The sequence below is a fragment of the Photobacterium satsumensis genome (assembly GCF_050336935.1).
GTDB lineage: Bacteria > Pseudomonadota > Gammaproteobacteria > Enterobacterales > Vibrionaceae > Photobacterium > Photobacterium satsumensis.
The window spans coordinates 2,628,252-2,644,907 of record NZ_JAKJSK010000006.1 but is presented as its reverse complement, the minus strand read 5'-3'; the positions used below and the strand labels follow the sequence as shown (position 1 = coordinate 2,644,907).

Sequence of the window (16,656 nt, the reverse complement as noted above, 5' to 3'; positions counted from 1 at the left end):
GTGGTGGCTGGTTAGCCGGCCTAGGGGCGGAAAACCTTTCCATGTTCCAAACCTTTGCCCGTCACTCAACCGAGCCGCGTAAATGGTACACCTTGTGGGCTATCAACTTCGACGGCACCCCGCACACCATCGATTACCACCACGATGATTACTTCGTTCGAGAAGTACCGGCACAATTTGAATTTGTCGAAAAGGCCTTTGAGCAGTACCGTTGGACTGGTGATGACCGCTATATCAATGATCCAGACTTATGGCAATTCTATACCAAGGTACTAACCGACTACATCGCCCTGCATGATGACCAAGAGCCAAACGGTATTGCCGAGGGCTATGGTGGGATCTTCGAGGGGTCTGCAACCTACAATGAACGTGGTGAATTCCCGATCGAAGCCGGTGATGGTATCGGCTCGCAATACCAAGCGACCGTTGCTTACGCGGCCATGCTCAGCGCCCGGGGCGAAGACTCGCTGGCTGCTGAATGGGAAGAAAAAGCCACTGAACTCAAGCGTTTCTTCAATGAAGAGTGGAGCATAAAAGATCCTGCCAACCCACTGGATAATTACGTCAATATTATCCAAAAAGATGGCCTGCGCCTTAACGATTTCGGCAAAGAAAACAGTTGGTTCATGCCAATGAAGCTGATTACCGAGCCAGGGGAGCGTAACGATAACTACCTGAGCTTTATCTCTGAAAACCTCGGTGAGGGCATTGGTTCAACGCCGGAAGCGCCATACAACATTGAGGCTTATACCTATATTCCAGAAACCTACTTCCCGTATAACCAAAATGAAGAGGCCTGGAAATGGATGAATTACATCATCAACAAGAAAGATCTGCCTCATGAGCGCCCAACACAGGGAACTAACGGTGATTACCCTGAAATCTCCTTCACCTTTATTTCAAACACAATTGAAGGCCTGATGGGGATTGAGCCAAATGCGCCTGAGAACCGTGTCGTGACCGCCTCTCACCTACCACAAGATGTTGAATGGTTAGAAGTGGACTACTTACCTATGGGCGAGCATGAACTGGCTATCCGCCATGACGGGTTAACAGAGACAAGCTTAACTAATACCTCTGAAGAAACTCTCGTGTGGGAAGCTCGCTTCTACGGAGAGCATGACAGCATTACAGTCAACGGTACCGCTATGGAAGCCATGAAGAAAAAGGTTAACGGTGTCATCGTAAGCTATGTGCTGGTCGATGTACCAGCTAATGGAGAAGCAGTAGCAAGCGTGGCGACTCAGTAACTCTGAATCATCTTCGATAGTACCCTTTAGGTACTCAACAGTTCAAAACCAGCATACTTCTGTGTGCTGGTTTTATGACTTATGAGTGAGTGACCGAATACACTCAAATGACAATGCTAGCATCAGCATCCCAATCACCAACGAGAAACCAACACCGGCTATGTAGTCAAGTTGGTCAGGGTTAATATCCAAGAATGGCTCTTTAGTTTCTGTTTTAACATTAGCTTTAAATTCAAGTCTTACTTGAGCTACGTCTTCTGGGGTTAATATATTATTTTTCATAGTCTATTTGGGTTTACCCATGCAGGCGATACTTACGATTATAACAGCAGCATGAAAAGAGCGAGCATATCAGATACATTCAACCCTTCAATTATTGCATGCGATACTATGCTACACCCAAATCAAAAACAATGTTTTTTAAAAACAGTACCAGCGAAAGCCTAAAATATGGTCAGTGGTTTGAGACGGCTTTGCTTCTCCATCGGCCATTGTGGGCAATAACATACCGTCACGCGAAAAATCAGCTAAAAAACCAACACTTTATGTTTACATGGTATTATTTACATGTATAGTCAACGTCAATAGATTGACACTCAAAGCATGAAAAATGAATAATAAAGGCTTCACGCTAATTGAAATGGTCGTCGTCATTATCCTGCTAGGTATTCTTGCGATCACCGCAGCCCCCCGATTCTTAGGGCTTGCAACGGATGCAAGAATAGCCACATTAGATGGCTTTAGCGCTTCATTTGAGGTTGCAAATGAACTAATCCACAGCAAAACGATAATGAATGGTTTAGAGGATAGTAAAGAGACGGTAATACTTCCGGGGACTAACATTAGCGTTAATAATGGCTATATGCTACTAAAACAAGAGAGTATTGACGAGGCAATGGACCTCAGCGGCGTCAGTTTTACTTTTTACAGTGACGGTAAGGAAGCCTATTTCTATCTTGGTGAAGTAGCGAAGTATCCAGAACATATTCAAAAAGAGCAATGCTACGTTCATATCCAACGAACAATAGATCCAGCGACCTCCCAACTATTTCCGCCAGTCGTTATCAAAAATTATCAAGGCTGCTAATTCAGCTATACAAACGCCACCCAAATGGGTGGCGTTTGTTTTTTTAAAGCGACAGGAAATAGGAAAATCAGTTAAACGTCCTAATCACTTTACCCGTTCCTTTGTAGCTGTACTGACGGCTACTATATGGGATAAACGCAGATTCCCCAGCAATTAAGTTCATCACCAGCCCTTCGCTTTCAAGCGTTAACTTTCCTTGAAGACACATAATGATTTCGGCACTTCGAACAAATTCAGTCTGTGCGGTTTCAGTCAGGGTAATAACGTCAACTTTAAAATCGTCTACCGGCACGTTATAACCAATTTTGAGGCCTTTAACCTGCCCTTTCAGCCTTAAATACTGGGCTGGAATAGGTTCAAAACGGGTATTTTTCAGAAGCTCTTCAACATCCATGAACTTTGGTGTCAAGCCTGCTCGCAGCACGTTATCTGAGCTTGCCATCACTTCAATACCTGTACCTTCTAGGTAGGCATGCGGTGTTTCAGCATCAAGATACATGGCTTCGCCAGCTTCTAGTTCAATGACGTTTAGCATCAATGGCGCGAACAAACCCACATCGCTTGGGTACTCTTTGGCAAAGGCAGCAATCAATTCAAACACCGCTTTGGCATCGGTAGAAAGCCCCTTTGACTCAATATTTTCCATCAACTCAGCAATGGCTGCTTGCTTTTTCTCACCCGTTAATGAAATCACTTCACGGAAGAATGCCGCCAACTGAATCGGCGTCGGATTGGCTTTCAGTGATTGGACACCTTCCGCCAAGCTCTGACAGTTGGCTTGCTCGAATAGCTCGACCATCTCGTTAATGACGCGGAAACCGTTCATCGCCTTGTAATTGGTCAAGGCATACACCATTTCGGGTTTATGATTCGGATCTTTGTAGTTCCGCTCAGCCGCATCCAGTGGAATTCCGGCAAGGTTTTCGCGATGAAAACCTTCTTCGGCGGCTGATTTCTTTGGATGTACTTGAATAGACAGCGGCTTAGCTGCAGAGAGCACTTTCACCAAGTAAGGCAGCTCACCAAATCGATCAGATGTATAGCGACCCAATACTAATTCAGGTGATTGCTCTATCAAATCTGAAAGCAGCAGGCTCTCACCATTCGTCACGACACGTGAACAGCCGTTGGGGTGGGCCCCCATCCACAATTCCGCTTGGGGTTGATCGTCTGGGTTGCTGATGCCAAATAAGGCCGTCATCGCAGTTTTGCTACCCCACGCATAGTTTTGAATTACATTACCTAGCTTATACATATCATCGTTATCCGGATAAAAGCTGAATTAGAATCGCACTCGGAACGTTTTTGCCTGACAAGGACGCAGTTCGCCGAATTGACCGGCTTCGTAGCCTTGCTCTTCTAGTACCACTTCGTCCATACGGGTTTCTACCCACTCAGTGATAGGGCGGCTGAAGCGGATACCATCAGTAATGGTTTCTGTCTCAGATGGGTTGTAAACACGCACGATTAGCGCATTTTCATCTTCCGCTTTCTTCAGTACGCTCAACACTGCGCCTTGTGTGCCTTTCTCTAGTAGCGAGAAAGTCATTGGCTGGTTTTGCTCACCTACATTCAGCTTCATCGCATTGTATGGGATCTTGTTATAGCACTGGATAGGCGTCACATTGTCACGCGCCATTGCCATAACGTTAGCTTCAATATGATTGCCCACAAAGCCACTCAAAGTGAAGTTACATACGATCTTACCGCGTACCTGTGAATCTGGAGTTGGGATCTTGATACCAGATGGACGGCCTGGGCGAAGCAGAAGCTCTTCTTTACCCAGTACACCCACACCGCGAAGCAGCGTTAACGCAAAAGTATCTTTTTCTTCGTTGCCTTTAGAAGAAATAACTTCGAACTCACGTAGACCGTTGCTCATGATAGCCATACCTGCTTGATCACTCTCCAGCGCTGCAAAGTTCATCAGCTGGTAAACAGGTACTGGGGCTTCTTTCCAACCGTCTTTTTCCCAGTTCGCCATTTCTGGGTCGTTAACCGGACGGGTGATCAAGCCAAATTGGTTATCGGCAACCACAGTCTCAGACACGAACGGGGTTGGTACTAGCACACGCACACGGTGATCGTCAGCTTGGTTGTCCAGCTCCATGCGTACTTCAATACGGCGAGAGCCAGCTTTTAGTACCACTTGGCAATCAACATCCACGAAGCCATCTTGGTTAGTACACTCTTCACGAGCTTGCAGGTTGTCAGGCACATCCATACGTAGCTTGATGCTGGCAACTGACTGGAAACCTTCATGTTTGATGTTGGTTTCAACTTTGAACTCATCAGAATACAGCAACCACTCTTTACGAGATGGTGAGTAGTCGTACTCATCACCGTCATCAGAGCCGTCTTCTAGGCGAAGTACTTGATCGAAAGTCTGCTCTGTTTCCTTGTCGAAGATAGTTAGCGTACCGTTGTCATTGACGTTAATACGGTAGAACTCATTCTCCATCAGGTATTCTTTCTGCTCAGCAACTTTCACCTTGCCTTTGGCATTACCTTCGATGTGAAGCGTGGTGAAGCCCATTGCTGGTACGATGTGCTTGATTTGAATATCGTACTCTACGAACGGGTCGTAGTTTCCGTAGTGCACGATCTGGCGGTCAATCTTACCTGGGTCAATTACGCGCTGATCTTGGATGTAGTACTCAACTTCATGGCCGTGCTCATCGAAGATCTTGAACTCTTGCGCACGAATAGTGATGGTGATGTTTACCACTTCTTCACGATCGTAAGGCGATAGGTTGAACATCGCTAGCTTGTCACAACCTTCACGGGCAGGCATATGATCAACAATTTTACGCTTGTAGAAATTGATCAGATTAGTCGCCATATCATCAGCAAGGATGTAACGGTTGAGGATCTCGGCGTGAACTTTATCCGAGCAGCAACAGCCAATTGAGTCGTGGGCATGATTTTTCATGCTCTCTTTCCACATTTTCTCAATCAAGCCGTGGTGGTAATCGAAACCTAATGCCCAAGCAATTGATGCCAGTGGCTCTAGGATATTAACAATCTTGTTTTCTACTTCGGCGTGGATCAGCTTAATGTCCATACGAGTAGAAGAAATAGTGCGGTGAACACGCATGTATTTACCGTCGTTGAACTCACCTTTTATTGTATCAAGCTGGTCACGAACAGCTTCAATTCGCTCGAATGCTTCTTCAAAGCGGCTCATCTTAAATTCACGATCAGGGTAGATCTCGCGTAGCTTATCCATGACTTCGAAAATATCTTCCTGGATCGGCATCTGATCATGACCGTTAGGTAGAAGAATATCTTTTGTAACCGATGGCTTCTCGAGTACTGGGAAGTACTTATCTAGACGAGCTCGCAGGCCTTCTTCGTCTTGTGGCAGGTATTTACCAATCGCATAACCGAGCGGAAGTACTTGTGCAGTCACTTCACTGCCGTCGTTGCTCTGCCAAACAAATTCAGTTTTGTTGGTGCCGTGACGCTCAGAACAACCACGCCAGAACATTGCGCGGTCAATACCAAAGCCGTTGTAGATCATTGGCAGCTGTGAGCTCATTGAGAAAGAATCTGGCAGGTAACCTATTTTCATGGCTTCGCCAAAGTTCATGCAATCACGGATGCCGTACATCATGTTACGAACAATAGATTCACCCGCAACCTGCATGGTGTCAGTTTGTGAGTACCATGGACCGATAATTAATTTGCCCGCTTGTACTTGTTTACGTACACGCTCTTCGTTTTCAGGCATGATGGCGAAGTAGTCTTCCAGAACCGCGGTCTGGCCATCAAGTACATAGAATTTATATTCAGGATCTGACTCTAGGCGAGTCAGGATTTCTTCCATGTTGTTTACTAGCAGAATTCGCGATTCTTCAGTAGTGAAATACCATTCACGATCCCAATGCATGTGAGGAGTAATATGAACGCGAGAAGTAGCCATAATAATGTACCTGATAATTTTTCTTAAATGTCGGGTGCAGCTAGCCTGCACCCGATGATTTAGGGTGTTGTCGTTTCCGACATAGATAATGTGACGTGATTCTTTATTGTTTAGAAAAGCAGGATTAAGCGTCAGCGGTCACTTTAAATGTGCCCTTTTTTGTCGCATGGGCCCTCCAGCTCACTAGCATCACGGTTGAGATAGCAGCACCAATTAACGCAGCACCCAACCAGATACCAGCGGCCATGAAGCTACCGATACCCGCATCGTGAAGTAGGAACATTGAGAAGATACCTGCACCCGGGGTCGATAGACCGATACCCGCTGCACCAACGATGGCACCCGTTACCATTGAGCCCGCAAGGAATGAGCCGATAACACGGATTGGGTCTTCAATCGCCATTGGAATCGCACCTTCAGTGATACCCGCAAGGCCAAGTAGCCAAGTCGACTTACCGGTTTCGATTTCGAAGTCTTTGAATAGACGTGGTGCCATCATGGTAGAAGCCGTCACTGTAAAGGCTGATACCATCTTCACCGAACCGAAGATTGCGTATGGACCGTATACACCGTTAGCCATTGCACCTAGGCAGAATGCGTATGCCGCTTTGTTCACTGGGCCACCCAAGTCAAACGATACGAAGATACCGATGATTGCGCCAAGCAGCAGTGCGTTAGAGCCAGATAGGCCGTTTAGCCAATCGGTCAAACCTTGGTTTAGCATTGCCACCGGCTTACCGATAACAAACAACATCAAGCTACCAACAACCAGCGTACCGATGACAGGGTACAGGTAAAAAGTCAGGAAACCATTGAACGCTGGGCTTAGACGGATGTTCTCTTTCACCCAGCGCATAAAGTAACCGGCAATCAAACCACCGACCACACCACCGAGGAAACCAGAACCAATCATATTTGCAGCAAGACCTGCAGCAAAACCTGGCCCTAATGCTGGCTTATCAGCTAGGGAGTATGCGGTGTATGCCGCAAGAACAGGTACCATCAAGGTGCCTAGTAGACCACCACCCAATTTACGGTACATGTATAGCCATGAATTTTCTGTTGCGTACAGCTCTTGCAGGTCAAAAATTTGTGCAATCAAAACGGCGACCGCGAGAACAGTACCACCCGCAACAATAAGAGGAACAGCAAAAGAGATACCGCTTAGCAATGCTTGCTTAAGCTCAGTTTTGAAAGGAAGCTTCTTTGGTTTATCGCTAGTTGCTGCAACTCGCTGTTCACTTGTACCATTTTTCGCCGCTTCCATCGCATCGTTCAAGATACGCTCAGCGTGGCGAATAGGCTCGGCAACGGGCGTTTCTACACGAGGGATACCATTAAAGCGCTCGATTTCTTTAATCGCGACTTCTGCTGCAAAGACAACAGCATCAGCCTTGTTTAGCTGTTCAGCCGTCAAACGGCCTTCAATACCGTTAGCACCTTGCTTTTCAACATGGACATTGATGCCCATTTTCTTACCGGCCTTCTCAAGGTATTCCGCCGCCATATAAGTGTGGGCAATACCTGCAGGGCAAGCTGTAACACAAACAATCGTTGGGTTGTTCTCATTTGTATTAATGTTGTCTTGTTCTTCTTGCTCGCCAGCACCATCAAGCAAACTCATCAACTCTTCTGCACTTTGTGCATTGAGTACCGCTTCACGAACATCATCATCAACCAGCGTCGTGGTTAACTCCGTTAGCAAATGCATGTGGGTTGAACCGGCTTCAGCGTTTGGAATGGCAATCAGGAAGACAAGGTTTACATCTTCATCTTCGTCTTCATCAATGCCTTTCCACTTAAGATCTCGTTTTAGTGTCGCAACAGCAAAACCCGCTTCTTTAACCGCATCAGTCTTACCATGCGGGACTGCAAGTCCTTCACCTAAAGCTGTAGGGCCTTGTTCTTCACGGGCAAACACTGCATCAAGGTAAGCTTGCTTATCATGCAATTTGCCTTGTTGATCCAGCTTATCGGCCAGTGCGTAAATCGCTGCCTCACGACTATCAAATGTCGTTTGGATTGAAATCAGCGACTTATGGGTAAGGGTAGTCAGTTTCATCGTCGTCCTCTGTACCGTCATCCAGGTGGGCGTGTATCGCCCTTAGTTGTATTAATACAAATATAATACGTATTCTGACGATACGTTCTGTGATCACATTCACACAAACTTACAGATAGGTATTATTGTTGTATTAACTTTCAGTTAAGTTTGTATATGACAACTTTGAATGACGCGACAAATACAGGTAAAATACAGGCATTAGCTAACTATAAATGTATAGGGCAAGCTTGAAGCCCTAACTATAAGCGGTAATTAACAGATTTGCCTTCCAGAGGAGAACGATGTGGCACGCCTTCCTATGTATCGTCAGATCGCTGACGCAATAAAGGAGAAGATCCAATCCGGTGAATACAAGCCGGGTGAGGCCTTGCCGACTGAAGCACAACTACGAGAAGCCTTCTCCGTGAGCCGTGTAACGGTTCGCCAAGCCTTAAAACTACTCGTAGAGCAAAATGTGCTGGAAAGCATCCAAGGCAGTGGGACCTATGTAAAAGAGAACAAGGTCAACTACGACATGTACGAGTACTCAAGCTTCTATGAAAAGCTGAGCCACCTTGATGTCAAAACCCACAGTGAAATTCTCGCATTTGAAATTACCACGCCAGCTCCTGCCATCGCCGAGGCGCTGGAAATTGGTGAAAACGACAGGATTTTCTACGTCAAACGGGTACGATTTATTGACGATAGCCCTGTCACCTTAGAAGAAACCTGGATGCCGCTCTCGCTATTCCCTGATCTTACTTATGAAGTGATGCAAGGCTCGAAGTACGAGTTTATCGAAGGAACGAAAAAGATGGTGATTGACCGCAGTGAGCAGGAAATTATCCCGGTACTACCACCTCAAGAAGTAGTAAACCAACTTGGGATTCCTGCCGATCAACCTATTATCGAAAAGATCACCAAGGGATATTTAATCGACGGGACCGTATTCGAATACAGCCGTAACTACTTCAAGTCTTCTGATTACAAGTTCACTTTAGTCGCTAAGCGTAATCATCATTACTAAATCTCATTAAACAAAGTGGGCTAGCAAGCCCACTTCTTATGCTCCACAGACTGTTCGAGCAACACAGATACTCTGCTGATAATTCTCCTTATCACTTTGGCGTATAAAAACACCAAATACTTGCGATATTACGCCTATATTTAAGCTAGCACCTTGGCTTAGAGGGATCTTCAATGGCAACAGGTTTGTATCTTTTTCAAAACGATTTAAGACTACATGACAATTCTGCACTTGCTTTAGCGACACAAGAAACCGATCACCTCATCTGCGTGTACTGCTTACCGGTTGATAGTGCTAATCGCTACCCTTACCATATTAGTAAGCACGGCACCTACAGGAAGCAATTTCTCTTACAGTCACTCCATGATCTTGCAGAGCAACTCAGCCAACGCGGGCAGAGCTTGCATGTCATACTGGATCATCCGCTTAATGTTATCCCAGAATTAATCAGCCAATATAATGTCTCAATGATCTATACCAGCGAACAAGCCGGTGTTTACGAGCAACGGAATTGGCATACTCTCAAGGGAAGGTACCCGTATATCACGTTCAGGAGCATAGCGACACATACCCTCTTTGACAAAATTGAGTTACCTTTCAACGTGAATGAAGCGCTTCCAACCACCTTCAGCCAATTCCGTCAGCAAGTAGAAAGTCTAGACATTCGTTCACCGATAACCACCATCGCCAAACTGCCCTCACCGCCTGGCAGGCTCAAAGCGTTTGATGTCGTTAGTCCAATGATAAACCCAAAACTATTAGCTGACTTCGAGGGCGGTGAAACCGCAGCACTCAAGCACCTTGAGGGTTACTTTGCTTCGCGTGCGCCCTGTACCTACAAATTGACCCGTGATGAACTCGACGGATGGGAAAATTCGACCAAGTTTTCCCCCTGGCTTGCCTTAGGCTGCTTATCGGCGAATAAGTTAATCAAGCACTTGAGTCAATTTGAAAATAACATCGAGTGCAATGAATCCACGCAATGGATAAAGTCTGAACTCCTTTGGCGTGAATATTTCCAGTGGTATGCACATTTCCACGGTACAAGGCTCTATACATTTTCCGGAGTCAGCAAAAAAAGCCCTCATACCGCGTTCTATCCGGAGCGATTTCGCCGTTGGAGTGAAGGGAATACCCCCTATCCTATTGTGAATGCATTAATGAATCAGCTACGCCAAACCGGCTATATTTCCAACCGTGGAAGACAAATAGCCGCTAGCTGTTTAGTCAACGAACTAAGTCTAGACTGGCGCTATGGTGCGGCTTTTTTTGAGGAGCATCTGATTGACTACGATACCGCCTCAAATTGGGGAAACTGGCAATATATTGCAGGTGTAGGCGCTGCTGCCAACGAAAACCGCCACTTCTGTTTAACCAAGCAAACTGAACGCTATGACCCTGATGGCAAGTTTATCCGTAAGTGGGAGGGAAACAAGCATGATGGCAGCATAGATTCCGTTGATGCTGCTGATTGGCCCATTTATTAGTGCACAGTTACTACGAATTGAATACCCACATACCGCTGATCCGCAAGGATCAGCATCTCTGACGATTAAAACCTAATAATAGAATGGGTATTTATTTCCTTACTAAATAATATTTACATTAAAAACATATCCCAAAAGCACAATTTAACACGCATATAAAAACAGTATTTAAAATAAACCTTAGAAGCAATTATCACCCACTGCTAGAAATATTTACAAACAAGTAGAATATAAATGTTACATAGGACTCCCAATATAGGCATCTTCATGATTTCTTTTATAATACGCCCAACAAATCAGGCATAAGTTGGATCGCGATCACGTTTTGGGACTGAGATAGTGTATAGAATCTCGGCAAAACCACTCATCAAAAGGATCTTAACAATGAAGTGTTGCGAAAACCCTGCTACTTACCAAATCAAAAGAAATGCTCTGCAAAAGCTATTTTATAGTGCGGTTTATAAATGTAAAAACTGCAATAGCACTATTAAGCTATAATCTGCAGCGTTATTATACTTCGCTATCACTCCGGTTTAGATACATAAAAACAGCCCTATCAATAAAACACTGACAACGTTACTCAATAAAACAGATAAGTGAAGAGCTCAGGGTTTAGTTTTAAAAAATACATCATTTATTAAAATGACAAGATGCATTTTTCCGCTGCTTTTATTGTCGTACTTTCGTAGGACTATATCCAAAATGTTTTTTGAAAACTTTACAAAAATAACTCACGTCAGAGAAACTGACTTCATTAGCAATCTCGGTAAGGCTATAGACGGAATTTTGCAAGCGCCAATGGGCATGGGCCATCCTCATGGTAGCCCAGTACTCGCGAGGGCCCACCGCCAGTTCCGCTTTAAACAGCCTATCGAGCTGCCTCCGGCTTAAGCCTAATCTTTTCGCTAATTCCTCGATGTTCAACGGAGTAGACAGGTGCTGGCGCATTAAGGTAATCGTACGAGATACGTGACGATTATGTTGATGCGCTTTATTTACATCATAACCCAATGATTTCAAATAGTGGTCCCGGCTTCGGGTTTCATCAACCAGCATATCAGCCAACCCTTTCAATGCTCTCTCACGACCACACTGCCCAGCCAACAGCTCAATCGCTAATTCAATCACTGCTGTCCCTCCCGCGCAGCTGATCCTTTTACCATCAATACAGTAAAGTTGATCTGCTCTTGCCTTCAATGTCGGAAAATCTGTCTCGAACTCCTGAAGATGACGCCAGTGAACAGCAACATTACAACCATCGAACAACCCTAACTCCGCTAAGGTAAAACAAGCGTTATCGACAGTGACCAACGCAACCCCTCTTGCCACCGCTTTCTTGAAAAAGTTTTTATACAACGGGGCCAATGCTTTCATCTCGCTCGCACTTCTTCCCCCGAACACGACGACATAATCATATTGTGCTAAATCAACATGCTCAAAAGCCAGTTGAATAGAAAGGTGAACACCGCTGCTTGAAACCACACCTCCCTCTGACAAACCAGCTATATCCCACGCACAATACCTCTGCTCACTGAAATCCTCTTCATCAGCAGAAAAGCGCAATTTATCGAGAAAACTGCCAAAAGGCAGCATGTTAAAAGTGGGCAACGGAACCAACAAGAAACGCACATCTGGCGGTATGCTTAGCTGGTTACTGATACGTTTAGAGGTTTGAGATGACGGTAAATTGGAAGACATAAAGATAAAGGAAAAGCCCATGATGTCTAAATATTACCTTAAATAGTCCAAATAACACCAAGGTAATTGTGAGAGCCTCTCTTATACTGCCAACTAGCATCAATATTTGAAAAGGCACCTTCATGGCATTGGAAACTTGGCTGTTATATTTAGTGGCTGTCACTGGTCTCGCTTTCGCGCCCGGCCCTAATGGGTTGCTGGCGCTAAGCCACGGGGCATTGTACGGTCGAAGAAAAACCCTCCCAACCATTCTTGGCGGAGTCACTGGCTTTATTGGCGTTATCGCCATTTCTATGTTCGGCATCGGCTCGTTGATGATGGCGTCAGCACATGTGCTCTCACTCCTTAAGTGGATCGGGGGGGGTTACTTGGTTTATCTCGGGATTCAATTGTGGCGGGCCCCTGCAATCACTCTTGAAAAAACATCGGCTAATGATCTTGGCAATACCGCAAGATTCAGGCAGGGGCTCTTAGCGGCTATCGCTAACCCCAAAGTCATTTTATTTTTTGGCGCCTTTTTACCACAATTCATGACACCTGAAACTTCACTGCTGACGCAATTTTTGATTCTTGCAGCGACATTCGCTGTTGTTGAATTTAGTGTTGAGCTCTTTGTTGCCTGCATTGCTCATCAATTGCGCCCATGGTTACAAAGAAGCGGCCAACGTTTTAACAAAGGCTGCGCTACTGTCTTTGCCATATTAGGTGCAAGCCTTCCACTGAGCCAATAACTCTTCATTATTGACGGCACCCAATACTATTGATTGGGTGCCTACTCGCCTGACATTCTCAGCAGTTCGTATCAGATCCGATATACTTATAGCCATGCTATTTTTGTGACATAGGTAACACTTTATTCTTGTTTAAGTGTTCTGGTGTTCGTCATGTTGTTGGCGTTGGAGGTAGATGCGTGATGTTTTCGTTGATACAAAAACTCTTTCCACTCTCCCTGGTTATTCCTTTATTACTCAGTGGCTGTAGCTCTAGCCCTGACACCGTCAGGCGAAGCGGGGAATACAGTTTCTACGACTCAACCCAAAGCTTCATTGCGTTAACCGATACCCGGCGTAGCGGGGCGGTTGTCGATAAAGGCGTGTTCTACCCTAAAAATACATTCGCCTATACTTATCGCTACTGTTCTGAAAACCCAAAACAAGCTGCTATCGATATTGCTGAATATCAAGCGTTGGCCAAACGGGTTTGTGACATTAATGGTGGCCAACTTCTTAACCAAGGTAGCGGTGCATGGTGTGTTACCTCAGCCAACACCCCCAACGAGATGCCTCTATTCTCCGCTAAAATTACCAGTACCGCCCTTTGGGCCGATTTATGTTTGGATGGCCCGTTTGTCACCCTACGACTGAATGAAAATACCCAGGCCAACCAGAACCAATGGTATGAAAGCGCGCAAGTGCTTGGCTACGAGCCTTATTCTCCGCTGCGTCAATTAGCACCCGCTAGCGCGACCATGCATGCCATTAATCAGACGGCTTCACCAACAACAGCGCCATGGGGGGAAGAAAGCAAATACATCTATTCCAGTGTTGGGGCGACGGTATGCTTGTACGATCACCCACACCAAACCAATCTTGGCCATACCTATCGCGGAAAAGTTTTTAGTGTGAATAATGGGCTGGTTAAAGTATCGGTAAAAGACAAGTTCAAGGGGGATATTAGGACAGCTCCCGCATTAGAAAAAGTGAACTGGCACCGTTCCTCTTATATTACCGCTCCTGCCAACTCGTGGTTTGTTTGCTCATAAATATTGAAGGGAGAGGCTTCACTCTCCCACTTTTCTACACGACATATACCAATATAATCATCAAGGTTATTCAGCTTATCTGCAATTCATGAAATAACTCAAAGCAATAGTAAACGTAAAATATCACCACTGCGATCATAAAAAATTAACCTCTTTACAGACTTTCCCATCCTTCCCTCCTTTTGCGGTATATACTTCTATTGCTGAGCAGGAGGCTGAATATGTTTGAACGGGCACACTTTCTTACTTCAAATGAACACCCAGAGCTAGATTTAGAAAAGTGGCAGAAAACTGTCGATTTAATCTCGCAACTTTTCGGCTGTAGCTGCGGTGCCATCGTTCAGTTACGTGAAGATGAATTCTTTACTGTTCGTACTAGCCAAAACAAAGGTAATTTTCTTAAGCCCTGTAATGCCTGGCCTTATGAAATGAATAGTTTCTGCCGGCATGTCATTGAAAAAGGCGACTCCCTCTATGTCGCAGATCCTGCAAACCATCCCACATGGAGCCAAATCCCCTTTGTCAAAGAAGGGCCAATTCGTTCCTATTTTGGCATGCCGATATATTGGCCTGACAACACCGTGTTTGGCACTATCTGCGCCATTGACACCAAGCCAAGCGAATATAACGACACCCTATTTCAACTCCTCGAGCAACTTAAAGAACTCATTACCGCTGATCTCAAACTGATAGATGCCTATGAGCAAGTAAGAAAAATTGCCATAACTGATGAATTAACCGGGGTCTATAACCGACATGGCCTCTCAGTGTTTGCGCATAAAGTCATGCGTCAATCCAACACAGACAACGCCAAAGAAAACGCTGTGGGATTGCATGCAAAGACTGAATCCATTGCCATCGCCTATTTTGATTCAGATAACCTAAAACAGATCAACAACCAACTCGGTCATGACTGCGGCGATATCGCTATCCAAACGCTGGCAACGGAAATTAAAAAATTCACCCGCGCCAGCGATATTGTCGCGCGAGTCGGTGGCGATGAGTTTATTGTGCTGACACAAAACATCAACGAAGCAGATCTCAAAGCACGCTGCCAAAAAATTGAAGCCAACTATCAAACTACCCTAGCAAACCATGAAGCCTTTACAGACTACCCTAATCACTTCAGCGTCAGTTATGGTTGCATGAGCGTACAGGGCGCCGAGTACTTTGATCTTACCGAATTATATATTCAAGCCGATAAACGCATGTATGCCAATAAAATGAGTAAAAGAAATTGCTAGGTTTAATTGTATTTTATGTAAAGCATTTTACGCAGACTATCACAGCGACCTTTGTCTAAACGGTCACCTAAATAATCACCGTCCTCAGCAGATTTTTTCATAACCAATGCTTTCGCTCGGTCACTACTTGGTAACTTTTTATACTCATCGTAAGTATGAATCTTGAGTACTTTATATTTTGAATGCTGGCTAGAACTCGCCACATGATCATAACAATAAATCATTGCCCCCGCATTTGCCCCCACTTTGGCAGCATCAGAAACCGCATAAGCATTGCCTGTGATTAGCATTAAAGTACACGCAGCAGCAACAGCCTTCATTTTCTTCATTGTCTCTCCCGTAGAGTATTAATTTTCACCAAGCCTAATACATGGTTCGCAACCAGCGACTTAACGCCAAAATAGCAAACGCTAAACGGCAGTAATTACCATATGGCGACAGCGGAGATAAATTGGGAGGGCTTCTTCTGAATGCAGCGGAGCGTTCTGGGTATTAGAGGATTTACTTCGCCCTACGGGCCGTTGCTTTAAATCACCTTCGGTTAGCAACGTTGTCTCGCTTCGCTCGCTGAACCCTAGACTCCAGATGCAAAAAGGGCCAGCATTTCTGCTAGCCCTTCGAATGTGGCGGAGCGTTCTGGGTATGGTGGATTTGAACCCTAAGTCCCAGATACAAAAAAGCCGCTGATTTCTCAGCGGCTTTCTCAAAATGTGGCGGAGAGATAGGGATTTGAACCCTAGATACGCTACAAACGTATGCCGGTTTTCAAGACCGGTGCTTTCAACCACTCAGCCATCTCTCCGTAAGTGCGGCGTATAATAATGTAGGACTTTCTTGTTGTAAAGCGTCAGTTGTTCAACCGCTCAGAGTATGTACAGATCTACTTATTATTACTTAGTTTCTGATTATTTCGTTTCATAGTTCCCAAATAACCAGCTGACAAATCAAACAATAACCGTAGAGTTGCCTTACAAGGTAAACCATTCATACAAATTATCACTCCGTGAACCAAGCTCACAAAACCCTACTGGATCAAAGGATTAATTCCATTACCCTTAATTTAGTGCTCATATGCAACCAAGTCTATCTGGGCAAATGTAGCATTCTCCCAATATACAAAATTAACAATAAA

Annotated in this window: 11 protein-coding genes, 1 tRNA gene and 1 pseudogene; 7 read left to right on the top strand and 6 right to left on the bottom strand. The window is 45.1% G+C overall.

Going from position 1 to position 16,656, the window contains the following annotated elements; genetic code table 11:
* Both L4D79_RS11755 and L4D79_RS11750 read left to right on the top strand, forming a co-directional pair.
* Nucleotides 1-1,250: pseudogene (locus tag L4D79_RS11755) on the top strand (hypothetical protein); the annotation flags it as partial.
* Between the two features lie 610 nt (nucleotides 1,251-1,860).
* Complete coding sequence (locus L4D79_RS11750) at nucleotides 1,861-2,337, top strand: type II secretion system protein (protein WP_428651662.1); 477 nt, start codon at nucleotides 1,861-1,863, stop codon at nucleotides 2,335-2,337.
* Nucleotides 2,338-2,404: 67 nt separating this feature from the next.
* Here the strand turns inward: L4D79_RS11750 and manA are convergent, their stop codons facing one another.
* The 3 genes from manA to mngA all read right to left on the bottom strand — a co-directional run bounded on the left by manA (nucleotide 2,405) and on the right by mngA (nucleotide 8,324).
* On the bottom strand, nucleotides 2,405-3,592 hold the full coding sequence (gene manA / locus L4D79_RS11745) for a mannose-6-phosphate isomerase, class I (protein ID WP_428651660.1): 1,188 nt from the start codon (nucleotides 3,590-3,592) through the stop codon (nucleotides 2,405-2,407).
* Between the two features lie 27 nt (nucleotides 3,593-3,619).
* Nucleotides 3,620-6,262, bottom strand: a complete 2,643-nt coding sequence (gene mngB, locus L4D79_RS11740) for a mannosylglycerate hydrolase (RefSeq protein ID WP_428651657.1) — start codon at nucleotides 6,260-6,262, stop codon at nucleotides 3,620-3,622.
* A 124-nt stretch (nucleotides 6,263-6,386) separates the two neighbouring features.
* Complete coding sequence (gene mngA / locus L4D79_RS11735) at nucleotides 6,387-8,324, bottom strand: PTS 2-O-a-mannosyl-D-glycerate transporter subunit IIABC (RefSeq protein ID WP_428651655.1); 1,938 nt, start codon at nucleotides 8,322-8,324, stop codon at nucleotides 6,387-6,389.
* A gap of 286 nt (nucleotides 8,325-8,610) precedes the next feature.
* Between mngA and L4D79_RS11730 the strand changes: the two genes are divergently transcribed.
* Together L4D79_RS11730 and L4D79_RS11725 are read left to right on the top strand one after the other, a co-directional pair.
* Nucleotides 8,611-9,333, top strand: a complete 723-nt coding sequence (locus tag L4D79_RS11730) for a GntR family transcriptional regulator (RefSeq protein WP_428651652.1) — start codon at nucleotides 8,611-8,613, stop codon at nucleotides 9,331-9,333.
* A gap of 173 nt (nucleotides 9,334-9,506) precedes the next feature.
* Nucleotides 9,507-10,820 carry a DASH family cryptochrome gene (locus L4D79_RS11725; protein WP_428651649.1) on the top strand — a complete coding sequence of 438 codons (1,314 nt, stop codon included), beginning with the start codon at nucleotides 9,507-9,509 and terminating at the stop codon, nucleotides 10,818-10,820.
* 669 nt (nucleotides 10,821-11,489) lie between these two features.
* Here L4D79_RS11725 and L4D79_RS11720 read toward each other — a convergent pair.
* The gene (locus L4D79_RS11720; RefSeq protein WP_428651646.1) at nucleotides 11,490-12,539 is read right to left on the bottom strand and encodes a GlxA family transcriptional regulator; all 1,050 of its coding nucleotides are present in this window, start codon (nucleotides 12,537-12,539) and stop codon (nucleotides 11,490-11,492) included.
* 101 nt (nucleotides 12,540-12,640) lie between these two features.
* Between L4D79_RS11720 and L4D79_RS11715 the strand changes: the two genes are divergently transcribed.
* The 3 genes from L4D79_RS11715 to L4D79_RS11705 all read left to right on the top strand — a co-directional run bounded on the left by L4D79_RS11715 (nucleotide 12,641) and on the right by L4D79_RS11705 (nucleotide 15,524).
* Nucleotides 12,641-13,249, top strand: a complete 609-nt coding sequence (locus L4D79_RS11715) for a LysE family translocator (protein WP_428651644.1) — start codon at nucleotides 12,641-12,643, stop codon at nucleotides 13,247-13,249.
* A gap of 182 nt (nucleotides 13,250-13,431) precedes the next feature.
* The gene (locus L4D79_RS11710) at nucleotides 13,432-14,280 is read left to right on the top strand and encodes a hypothetical protein (RefSeq protein WP_428651641.1); all 849 of its coding nucleotides are present in this window, start codon (nucleotides 13,432-13,434) and stop codon (nucleotides 14,278-14,280) included.
* Nucleotides 14,281-14,501: 221 nt separating this feature from the next.
* Nucleotides 14,502-15,524: a sensor domain-containing diguanylate cyclase gene (locus L4D79_RS11705; RefSeq protein WP_428651638.1), complete on the top strand. Its 1,023-nt coding sequence runs from the start codon at nucleotides 14,502-14,504 to the stop codon at nucleotides 15,522-15,524.
* Between the two features lie 2 nt (nucleotides 15,525-15,526).
* On the opposite strand, the gene L4D79_RS11700 is transcribed toward L4D79_RS11705, so the two are convergent.
* Nucleotides 15,527-15,853, bottom strand: a complete 327-nt coding sequence (locus L4D79_RS11700; protein WP_428651635.1) for a hypothetical protein — start codon at nucleotides 15,851-15,853, stop codon at nucleotides 15,527-15,529.
* Between the two features lie 382 nt (nucleotides 15,854-16,235).
* Nucleotides 16,236-16,326: transfer RNA gene (locus tag L4D79_RS11695), tRNA-Ser, on the bottom strand.
* Nucleotides 16,327-16,656: the final 330 nt, after the last annotated feature.

What these genes read in the sequence shown, in the direction of transcription:
- L4D79_RS11750 (WP_428651662.1), top strand. Translation starts at nt 1,861, where the DNA reads ATGAATAATAAAGGCTTCACGCTAATTGAAATGGTCGTCGTCATTATC.
- manA (WP_428651660.1), bottom strand. Translation starts at nt 3,592, where the DNA reads ATGTATAAGCTAGGTAATGTAATTCAAAACTATGCGTGGGGTAGCAAA.
- mngB (WP_428651657.1), bottom strand. Translation starts at nt 6,262, where the DNA reads ATGGCTACTTCTCGCGTTCATATTACTCCTCACATGCATTGGGATCGT.
- mngA (WP_428651655.1), bottom strand. Translation starts at nt 8,324, where the DNA reads ATGAAACTGACTACCCTTACCCATAAGTCGCTGATTTCAATCCAAACG.
- L4D79_RS11725 (WP_428651649.1), top strand. Translation starts at nt 9,507, where the DNA reads ATGGCAACAGGTTTGTATCTTTTTCAAAACGATTTAAGACTACATGAC.
- L4D79_RS11720 (WP_428651646.1), bottom strand. Translation starts at nt 12,539, where the DNA reads ATGGGCTTTTCCTTTATCTTTATGTCTTCCAATTTACCGTCATCTCAA.
- L4D79_RS11715 (WP_428651644.1), top strand. Translation starts at nt 12,641, where the DNA reads ATGGCATTGGAAACTTGGCTGTTATATTTAGTGGCTGTCACTGGTCTC.
- L4D79_RS11710 (WP_428651641.1), top strand. Translation starts at nt 13,432, where the DNA reads ATGTTTTCGTTGATACAAAAACTCTTTCCACTCTCCCTGGTTATTCCT.
- L4D79_RS11705 (WP_428651638.1), top strand. Translation starts at nt 14,502, where the DNA reads ATGTTTGAACGGGCACACTTTCTTACTTCAAATGAACACCCAGAGCTA.
- L4D79_RS11700 (WP_428651635.1), bottom strand. Translation starts at nt 15,853, where the DNA reads ATGAAGAAAATGAAGGCTGTTGCTGCTGCGTGTACTTTAATGCTAATC.